Raw genomic sequence first — 9,565 nt, 5'->3', positions numbered from 1 at the left:
GCGCCGTCGCGTCGAGATCCGAGAAGTCCTCCACCCCTCCAGGATACTCGAACACGCGTTCGAATCAAGCGCCCGTGCGGGCAACTTCCAAGAATGTCAGGCAGGCCCGCCCACGAACTCGTCCAGCGTCAGGCCGTGGTCGCGGGCGATCAGCTCGGCGGCCTTCTCGCCGATCATGATGGCGGCGGCGTTGGTGTTGCCGCTGACGACGTTCGGCATGACGCTCGCGTCCGCGACCCGCAGGCCGTCCACGCCCAGCACCCGCAGGTCGGGGTCCACGACCGAGCCGATCCGGCAGGTGCTGGTCGGGTGGTAGACGGTGAACGAGTAGTGGCGGGCCAGGTCCTCGATCAGCGCGTCGCTCATCTCGGCGCCGGGGGTGTGGCCGTGCTTCGCGGCGAGGGCGGGCGGGACCTGCACCTCGCCGACGCCGTGGGCCTCGCGCAGCTTGTCGACGATGTCGAGCGCGCGGCGTACGACGGCGATCATCACCGCCATGTCGTGCGGGTCGTCGTAGTAGTTCATCCGGATGTCGGGGGCCTCGCGCGGGTCCGGGCTGGTCAGCAGGATCTCGCCCTCGCTGTGCGGCTGGACCGGGTTGGCGAGCACGAGCATGCTCTCGGCGGTGGGGGAGAGGGCCGTCTCCGGGTCGGCGAAGTAGGCGGCGGGATCGACCCGCAGGACGCCCTGCCAGATGTCGGCGTTGTAGCCGCACGCGAAGAGCCCGATCTGCGCGTCGTGCGTGTGCGGGTCGCCGAGACCGGTGGAGAACCAGGCGCTGGCGTCGTACAGCGAGGACGAGGCCAGTCCGCTGCCCGTCGTGAACCACTCGGTGACCTGGCGCTCGGCCTCGGCCCGGAGTCCCTCCAGCTCCGGAGGGAGCGATCCGTCGTCCGCCGGGTCGGCCGGCAGCGGACCGGCCGGGGCGCGCAGCGCGTCCGGGCCCATCGCGATGCCCATGCTCACCATCGAGACGCCCAGCCCGGGCGCAGGCACGAACAGCCCGAACTGGAGGTGGTCCTTGAGGTGCTGCCCGACGTCCGGGGCGTCCACCCGGCAGGCGACTCCGACGTCCTCCAGGTGCTCGCGCGGGCCGACGCCCGAGACCATCAGGAGCTGGGGCGATCCGATGGACCCGGCGCTGAGCACGACCTCGTTGCGCGCGGTGATCACCTGGGTGGCGCCGTTCTCGTCGACGTACTCCACCCCGGTCGCCCGCAGTGCGCCCGGCTCGCCCTCGATGACGATCCGGGTCACCTGGGCGTGGGTGAGGACCATCAGGTTGGGCCGGATCTCCGGCTTCCCCTCGAGGAACGCGTGATAGGTGCTGGCGCGCTTGCCGGCGAGGGTCGTGGTCTGGAGGAGGGAGACGAGTCCCGCCGGTCCGCCGCGGTCGCGGCCGTTGTAGTCGCCCGCCGGGATGCCGGCGGCGACGGCGGCCTCGACGAAGGCCTGGGCGCCCGGCAGGACAGGCGCTCGTACGGCGACGCCCAGCGGCCCGTCGGTGCCGTGGGCCTCGGCGTCGATCGGGACCTCGCCGGAGGTGACGAGGGCCTCGCTCTTGCGGAAGTAGGGCAGCACCTCGTCGTAGCTCCAGCCGGAGGCGCCGCCTTCGGCCCAGCTGTCGAAGTCGCCGGGGTGGCCGCGCACGTAGGCCAGGTAGTTGATCCCCGACGAGCCGCCCAGCATCCGGCCCCGCGGCACCATCATCCGGCCGCCGGCCAGGCCGAGCCCGGCCCCGCCGGCGTCGGCGGTGTACATCCAGTCCGTCTCCGGGTTGACCTGGAGGACCGGGCACGCGGCCGGCATGAGCTCGGCGGGCGGCGGCGCGCCGCCGGCCTCGATGAGGACCACCCGCGTCGTCGGGTCCTCGGACAGTCGCGCCGCGATCACCGCCCCCGCAGAGCCCGCACCGACAACGACGAAGTCCGCAGCCTCACCCATCGGCCGAACGTAGCAGTCGGCGGCGCCCCCGAGTAGAGGCAGATCGAGGGCCTCGACGGGGGTGGCGCGCGATTGCGTCGTACCCCTCTGGAACGATGTGGCGTTCCCCTGGAGGAGCGGGCACGGAAGGGCGGGGAGACGTGAGCGAGATCGCCGGCGAGCTGGCGCGGGTCAAGGGCGCCTTCGCGCAGCCCACGCTCACGCTGCTGCACCAGCGGCAGGCGCCCGTCGTCATCACGATCTTCCGGGCGGCCTTCGGGCGCAACAACAAGCCGATCCCCACCGCGCGCCTGCACACCCAGGTCGAGGAGCACCTCGCCGAGATGGCGCTCGCGGGGGAGTCGGAGGTGCCCTCGGGCAGCGGCCGCGACATCTGCCAGCGCTGGATGCGCGGCCAGTGGCTGGTGCGCTCGCTCGACGAGCAGGGCAACGAGGTCTACTCCCTGACCTCCCACGCCCAGCAGGCCCTCGAGCTGGTCAAGAACCTCGCCCGCGACCGCGCCACGCTCAGCGAGCATCGGATCGCGACCATCCTGGGCACCGTACGACGCTTCAACGCCGAGGCGAACCCCGACCGCGGAGCGCGGGTGAGCCTGCTCAACGAGGAGATCGCCCGGCTCAAGGCCGAGCGCGACCGGCTCGTCGACGGCGCGGACATGGTCAGCGCGACCGAGGACTACATGGTCGAGGGCTTCACCGAGCTGCTCTCGCTGATCTCCGCCCTGCCCAGCGACTTCGCCCGGGTCGAGGAGCGGTTCGCGACGATCCGCGCCGAGATCCTCGCAGCGTTCCGGGCCGAGGACCGCCCGGCGGGCGAGGTGATCGACGAATATCTCGCCCGCGCCGACTCCCTCATGACGGCCACCCACGAGGGGCGCGCGTTCGAGGGCGCGTTCGCGCTGCTGCGCGACGACGCCCTCGTGACCCAGCTGCGCGAGGACCTCTCGGCCCTCCTGGACCACCCGCTGTCCGACGCCATCCTCGGCGACGCCGACCGGGCCGAGCTGCGCGGCACGGTCCGGCTGGTGCGCGACGGCCTGGACCGGGTCCTGGCCCAGCGCAGCCGGGTGACGGCCACGCTCAAGGAATACATCGTCTCCCACGACGCCGCGCGCGACCGTGAGCTGGAGCAGACCCTGCGCCAGGTCGAGTCCGAGCTGATGACGTGGATGGCCCGGACCGGTCCGCGGGCGACCCACGAGGTGGCGCTGCTGCCCTCCCGGGTCAACGTCGACCACCTGCGCGAACGGTTCTACGACCCGGCCGACGACGTGCTGCCCGAGCGGATCAGCGCCGCCGACGCGACCCCCGCGCCGACGCTCTCGCTCGCGGAGCTGATGGCCCAGGGCGGGCCCCAGCTCGGCTCGCTGCGCCAGCGGCTCGACGACGCGCTGCGCGACCTGCTGCCCGCCGCCTCGCTCGGCGAGCTGTTCGACAGCCTGGAGCCCTCGCTGCGCCGGCCGGTGGAGATCTTCGGCCTGCTGCACCTCGCGGCCAACCGCGACCTCGGCGCCGAGGAGACGCTCGAGTCGTTCGCCGCCGTACGCCCGGACGGGTCGCGGCGCACCTTCGCCGTGCCGCGCACGCCCCTGCCCGATCCCGACCTCGACCGAGAGGAGTCCACCGCGTGAGCGTCGACGGACGAGAGCTTGAGCAGGAGTACGCCGACGAGGTCGAGGACTTCGAGGTCGTCGACGACCACTCGGTCTCCCTCTTCGAGGGCGACGAGGGCGGCCTCGAGTACGCCCAGCGCCAGGCCCTGGTCGCGCTGCTCAAGCAGCGGTTCATCAGCGCCCGCACCCACCCGCGGGACTGGCAGGTCCTCATCGACGACGAGCGCACCTTCCGCTCCCGGCTCAACGACCTGTTCCTCGACCTCCAGATCGACCGCGACCGCGAGGTGGCGTGGAAGCGTCAGGCGCTCGCCGAGGGCGGGGCCAGGTTCCCCACCCTGCTGCACGACACGGCCTGGTCGCGCGAGGAGACGCTGGTGCTGGTGCACCTGCGCGACCGGCTCCGCGCCGGGCTGGCGGGCGGCGACGCCCGGGTCTACGTCGACCGGGAGGACATCGTCGACTACATCGCCACCTACCGGCCGGCCCACGCCACCGACGAGTCGGGCGACGAGAAGCGCGCCCGCAACGCCGTCACGGCCGTCGCCAAGGCCGGGCTGCTCATCCCGACGGCCGCCGAGGAGCGCTTCGAGATCAGCGAGGCCGTCGAGCCGCTGCTGCCGCTCGAGCTGCTGCAGGAGCTGCTGGAGGCACTGCAGCAGGCCAACGGCACCGAGCGGGGCGTCGAGGCCGCCGATGGGGACCTGTTCGAGCGGGAGGGGGAGGAATGAGCATCGACGAGGCCGAGCGGGTCGCCGAGGCCAACGACGGGCTGTTCGCCGAGGAGACCGTCGCGGCGCCGGTCGACGACACCGTGCAGTGGCGTGCCTCGCTGCTGCAGCTGGTCAACTGGGGCGGCTTCGGTGGGCTCACCACCGTGCCGCTCGCGGGCGACGCGACGATGATCTCCGGCGCCTCCGGCGTCGGGAAGAGCACCATCCTCGATGCCTACACGGCGCTGATGATGCCCTCCGACACCAAGTTCAACGGCGCCTCCAACGACGCCGTCGCCGGCCGGGCCCGCAGCGCGGGCCAGCGCAACCTGCTGTCCTACCTGCGCGGCGCGGTCGACGTCGTCGACGACCCCAAGACCGGGCGCCCGGTCGAGAAGCTGCTGCGCGGGCGTGGCGCCGACACCTGGGGCGCGGTCGCGATGACCTTCGTCAGCGACCAGGGCGGTCGCTTCACCGCCCTGCGCACCTACTACGTCCCGCGGCGCGCCGCGCGCTCGAGCGACGTCCTGATGCAGATGTGGACCCACGAGGGCCCGCTGCCGCTCGACAAGCTCGAGGCGGCCGTGCCCGAGAAGTTCCACGCCAACACGCTCAAGAAGCTCTTCCCCGGGATCCGGGTCCACCGCACCTACGCCGAGTTCTCGGCCGTCCTGCAGGCCCGCCTCGGCATCGGCGAGGGCGGCGACGGAGCCAAGGCGCTGCGCCTGCTGGCCCGCATCCAGGCGGGCAACCAGGTCCGCAGCGTCGACGAGCTCTACAAGGACATGGTGCTGGAGCGTCCGGCGACCTTCGCCGCCGCCGACCGCGCCATCGAGCACTTCGACGACCTCGACGCCGCCCACGCCGCCATGCGCACCGAGCAGCAGAAGCTCGAGCTGCTCGAGCCCATCACCGAGATGCACGAGCGGCGTACGACGGCCGCCCGGCGCCTGGCAGAGCTCGACTCCTACGGCATCACGCTGAGCGGCGACCAGACGCCGCTGCGCTACTGGCTGCTGCGCACCCACCTGCGCCTGATCGAGGGCGCGGTGGCGACCAACCGCGCCGCGCGGTCCGCCACCGTCCAGGAGCTCGCCGCCGCCCAGGCCGCCGAGCTGCAGCTGACCGGCGACCTCGACGCGGCCAAGGAGGCCCACCGGGCGGCCGGCGGCGGCGACCTGCAGGCGCTGGCCTCGCTCGCCGACGCGGAGCGGATCGTGCGCGAGGAGCGCGGCAACCGGCTCGCCGAGCTCGAGGAGCGGGTCTACCCGCTGATCGGCCTCACCGACCCGATCGGCGCGGAGCCGCCCGACCTCGAGTCCGCGCTCGAGGACGCCGGTGCGTTCACCGCGCTCCAGGAGCACGCGCGCGAGCGGGTCGCCGCGGGGGAGAAGGAGCAGAAGAGGCTCCAGGCCGAGCGCGAGACGGTGCTCCGCGAGCAGCAGTTCCCGCTCACCCAGGAGCAGTCCGTCCTCAAGCAGGAGCGGGCCTCCCTCGAGAGCCGCGCGGGCCGGGTGCCGTCCCATCTCCACGACCTGCGCACCGCCGTGGCCCGCGCGAGCGGGCTCGCGGTCGAGGAGCTGCCGTTCGTGGCGGAGCTGATCGACGTTGCTCCGGAGGAGGCGCGCTGGCGCACGGCGATCGAGACCGTCCTCGGGGGCAGCGCGCGGATGATGCTCGTCCCGCTCGACCGGCTCTCGGACTTCTCGGCCGCGATCGACGAGCTGCGCCTGCCCGCACGCCTGACGTTCCAGGGCGTCGAGCTCGACCTGCCGGAGACCGGCCCCGCGGACCCCGAGCGGATCGCGGGCAAGCTGTTGTTCAAGGACTCGCCGTTCGCCGGCTGGATCCAGCAGCACGTCGAGGAGCCGGCGCGCAACGCCCTCTGCGTCGCGACCGCCACCGAGCTCGACGGCCCGGGGTTCCGGGTCACCCTGGCCGGCCAGACCCGCAACGGGCGCCGCGGCGCCCACGGCCGCAGCGACCAGCGCAACATCATCGGCTTCTCCAGCGAGGAGGCGATCGCCGAGATCGACGCCCAGCTGGCCGACGTCGAGCAGCGCCTGGGGGAGATCGACGGACGCCTGGCCGAGCTGGGCCGGCGCTCCGGCCTCCTCGACCTGCAGCGCAAGGCCTACGACGCCATCGTCATGGTCCGCTTCGACGACGTCGACGTGGCCGGCAGCGATCGCCGGATCGCCGATCTGGAGGAGCGTCGCGCCGCGATCCTCGCGTCCGACGACCGGCTCCAGGTGCTCCAGGCGCAGATCGACGGGCTCACCGAGCAGCTCAACGAAGCCCGGCAGGAGCGGTTCCGGCTCGACCAGCAGCAGCGCCAGCTCAACGCCGACCACGCCGCCCTCGCCGACGCCGAGGACATGATCAAGGACCGCGTGATCGCCGTCGAGAGCGCCGGTGTCGTGGTCCTCGACGACGAGCAGGACGCCGCGTTGACGGCCGACTTCGCCGCCGCCGCGGCTCCGGCCGACCCGGACGATCTCGACCGCTTCCTCGAGAACTCCCAGCGCCTCGGCGAGCGGCTGCGCACCGCGCTCGCCGACGCCGAGGCGGAGATCCGGCGTTGCGATGACGACCTCGCCACCATCTTCCGCAGCTACAAGTTCACCTGGGACTCGCCCAACCTGGGTGCGGGCGCCGACTCCTACCCGGACTACGCCCGCATCCTCGAGGAGATCCGCGGCAAGGGCCTCGCCGAGCGGCGCTCCGAGTGGCGCCGCCGGCTCACCGAGTGGAGCGGCCAGGACCTCGTTCCGCTGCTGGGCGCGATGTCGTCGTCGGTCGAGGAGATCGAGGACCGGCTCGAGCCGATCAACGCGATCCTGCGCCGCCTCGAGTTCGGCGCGTCGGGCGACCGCCTGCGGATCCGCCTGCGACGCCTCGCGCCGGCGCACGTGCAGGTGTTCATGAAGGACCTGCGGGCGCTGTCCTCCGGTGCCACGACCGAGCTGAAGGAGGAGGATCTCGAGAAGAGGTTCACCGAGCTCAGCCGCTTCATGCGCCAGCTGCGCAAGCCGGACCAGTCGGGCGACGGGGCGTCCCTCGGCGACCGTGACCGGCTGCTCGACGTACGCCGCCACGTCGAGATCAGCGCCGAGCGCTACGACCACCTCACCGGCGAGCTGCGGGCGACGTACCGCACGCTCGGAGAGAAGTCGGGTGGGGAGAGCCAGGAGCTGGTGGCGTTCATCGTCGGCTCCGCGCTGCGCTTCCGGCTGGGTGACGAGATGCGCTCGCGGCCGCGGTTCGCGCCGGTCTTCCTCGACGAGGGCTTCGTGAAGGCCGACTCGGAGTTCGCCGGCCGAGCCGTCCAGGCCTGGAGGGGCCTGGGGTTCCAGCTGATCATCGGCGTCCCGCTCGACAAGGTCACCGGTCTCGAGCCGCACATGGACGAGCTGCTCGCGATCACCAAGAACGCCACGACCCACCAGTCGTGGATCACCCGGATCACCGACGCCGTGTGACGTCTGCCGGGGCGATCCGGGGCCGCCCGGGCCATCCGGACGGGTGTCAGTCCCCGGTGTAGGACATGACGTGCTTGATGCGCGTGTAGTCCTCGAGGCCGTACATCGACAGGTCCTTGCCGTAGCCGGAGTGCTTGAAGCCGCCGTGCGGCATCTCCGAGACGAACGGGATGTGGGTGTTGATCCACACGACGCCGAAGTCGAGCTTGCGCGACATCCGCAGGGCGCGCGCGTGGTCCTTGGTCCACACGCTGGAGGACAGGCCGTAGCGCACGTCGTTGGCGCAGCGCAGGGCCTCGGCCTCGTCGCCGAACCGCTGCACGGTGATTACTGGCCCGAAGACCTCGTTCTGCACGATCTCGTCGTCCTGGCGCAGGCCGGACACGACGGTCGCGTCGTAGAAGTAGCCGCCCTCGCCGCCGGCGATCGTGGGCCGCGTGCCGCCGGCGTCGATGCGGGCGTGGTCGGGAAGCCCGTCGACCATGCCGGCGACCCGGGCCAGCTGATCGGGGTTGTTGAGGGCGCCGTACGCGATGCCGGGATCGGCGGGCAGGCCGGTCCGCGTGCTGCGGGCCCGCTCGGCCAGCGCGGCGACCAGCTCGTCGTGGATGCCGGCCGCGGCGAGGACCCGCGTCGCGGCGGTGCAGTCCTGACCGGCGTTGAAATAGCCGGCGGCCGCGATCGCCTCGGCGGCGGTGGCGACGTCGGCGTCGTCGAAGACCACGACCGGGGCCTTGCCGCCGAGCTCGAGATGGACGCGCTTGAGGTCGGCTGCCGCGGAGCCCGCCACCTCCATGCCCGCGCGCACCGAGCCGGTGATCGCGACGAGCTGCGGGGTCGGGTGCTCGACGAGGGCGCGGCCGGTCGATCGGTCCCCGCACACCACGTTGAGCACGCCCGGTGGCAAGAACTCGGCCGCGACCTCGGCGAGCAGGACCGTGCTCGCGGGGGTCGTGTCGCTCGGCTTGAGGACGATCGTGTTGCCCGCGGCGAGCGCCGGCGCGACCTTCCAGATCGCCATCATCAGCGGGTAGTTCCAGGGGGTGACCTGGGCGACCACGCCGATCGGCTCCCGGCGCACCCAGGAGGTGTGGTCCTCGAGGTACTCGCCGGCGCTGCGACCCTCCAGCACCCGGGCGGCGCCGGCGAAGAACCGCAGCTCGTCGACGCTCGGAGGCAGCTCCTCGTCGGCGGTCAGCCCGAGCGGCTTGCCGGTGTTGCGGCACTCGACGCGGACGAACTCCTCAGCGCGGTCCTCCATCGCCTGCGCGATGCGCAGCAGCGCCTCCTGACGCACCTTCGGCGTCGTGTCGCCCCACGTCTCGAAGGCGCGCTCGGCGGCGCGCATGGCGCGGTCGACGTCCTCGGCGTCGCTCGCCGGCGCGGTGGCGTAGGCCTGGCCGGTGGCCGGGTCGACCACGTCGTAGGTCGCGCCGGAGGCGGCGTCGGCGCTCACGCCGTCGATCAGGTTGCGCAGGGCGGTCATGGCTGGCGAGCGTAGCGATCAGGAGAGCCTCAGGACAGCCCCCGTCCAACGAAATCCGTCGTTGATCTGGCCGAAGGCCACGGATTCACTTGCTGTTTGGCGGCTGGGAAGTCAAGATGGTGGGGTGGTAGACGCAACGGCGCATGACGCCCTCCAGAAGTCCGCGCGGGAGCACCTGTGGATGCACTTCACCCGCATGTCGTCGTACGACACCGCCGAGGTGCCGATCATCGTCCGCGGTGACGGCGCCTACGTGTGGGACGCCCAGGGCCGCAAGTATCTCGACGCTCTCGGCGGCCTCTTCGTGAGCCAGCTCGGCCACGGCCG

Annotated in this window: 5 protein-coding genes and 1 pseudogene; 4 read left to right on the top strand and 2 right to left on the bottom strand. The window is 72.4% G+C overall.

What is annotated here, in order from left to right:
• Positions 1–96: 96 nt before the first annotated feature.
• Positions 97–1,944: a GMC family oxidoreductase gene (locus FHP29_RS01610; protein WP_139621126.1), complete on the bottom strand. Its 1,848-nt coding sequence runs from the start codon at positions 1,942–1,944 to the stop codon at positions 97–99.
• A 140-nt stretch (positions 1,945–2,084) separates the two neighbouring features.
• Between FHP29_RS01610 and FHP29_RS01605 the strand changes: the two genes are divergently transcribed.
• The 3 genes from FHP29_RS01605 to FHP29_RS01595 are packed head-to-tail and all read left to right on the top strand — an operon-like array spanning position 2,085 to position 7,752.
• Entirely contained in the window at positions 2,085–3,575 is a 1,491-nt protein-coding gene (locus tag FHP29_RS01605) for a DUF3375 domain-containing protein (protein ID WP_139621125.1), read from the top strand.
• Entirely contained in the window at positions 3,572–4,288 is a 717-nt protein-coding gene (locus tag FHP29_RS01600) for a DUF4194 domain-containing protein (protein WP_139621124.1), read from the top strand. The genes FHP29_RS01605 and FHP29_RS01600 overlap by 4 nt, the downstream gene beginning before the upstream one ends.
• Positions 4,285–7,752, top strand: coding sequence for an ATP-binding protein (locus FHP29_RS01595; RefSeq protein ID WP_139621123.1), 3,468 nt, complete (start codon positions 4,285–4,287; stop codon positions 7,750–7,752). The genes FHP29_RS01600 and FHP29_RS01595 overlap by 4 nt, the downstream gene beginning before the upstream one ends.
• Before the next feature lie 46 nt (positions 7,753–7,798).
• Here FHP29_RS01595 and FHP29_RS01590 read toward each other — a convergent pair whose 3' ends face one another.
• The gene (locus tag FHP29_RS01590) at positions 7,799–9,238 is read right to left on the bottom strand and encodes a gamma-aminobutyraldehyde dehydrogenase (RefSeq protein WP_139621122.1); all 1,440 of its coding nucleotides are present in this window, start codon (positions 9,236–9,238) and stop codon (positions 7,799–7,801) included.
• 124 nt (positions 9,239–9,362) lie between these two features.
• Between FHP29_RS01590 and FHP29_RS22370 the strand changes: the two are divergent.
• A pseudogene (locus FHP29_RS22370) lies at positions 9,363–9,565 on the top strand (aspartate aminotransferase family protein); the annotation flags it as partial.

Origin of the sequence: Nocardioides albidus, from assembly GCF_006335005.1 — a bacterium.
Lineage (GTDB): Bacteria > Actinomycetota > Actinomycetes > Propionibacteriales > Nocardioidaceae > Nocardioides > Nocardioides albidus.
Note: the sequence above shows the minus strand (reverse complement) of the source record. Positions and strands in the feature narration are given on the sequence as shown.

Excerpts from the sequence above, each read along its gene's own strand:
- FHP29_RS01595 (WP_139621123.1), top strand. The coding sequence starts at position 4,285 with ATGAGCATCGACGAGGCCGAGCGGGTCGCCGAGGCCAACGACGGGCTG.
- FHP29_RS01590 (WP_139621122.1), bottom strand. The coding sequence starts at position 9,238 with ATGACCGCCCTGCGCAACCTGATCGACGGCGTGAGCGCCGACGCCGCC.
- FHP29_RS01610 (WP_139621126.1), bottom strand. The coding sequence starts at position 1,944 with ATGGGTGAGGCTGCGGACTTCGTCGTTGTCGGTGCGGGCTCTGCGGGG.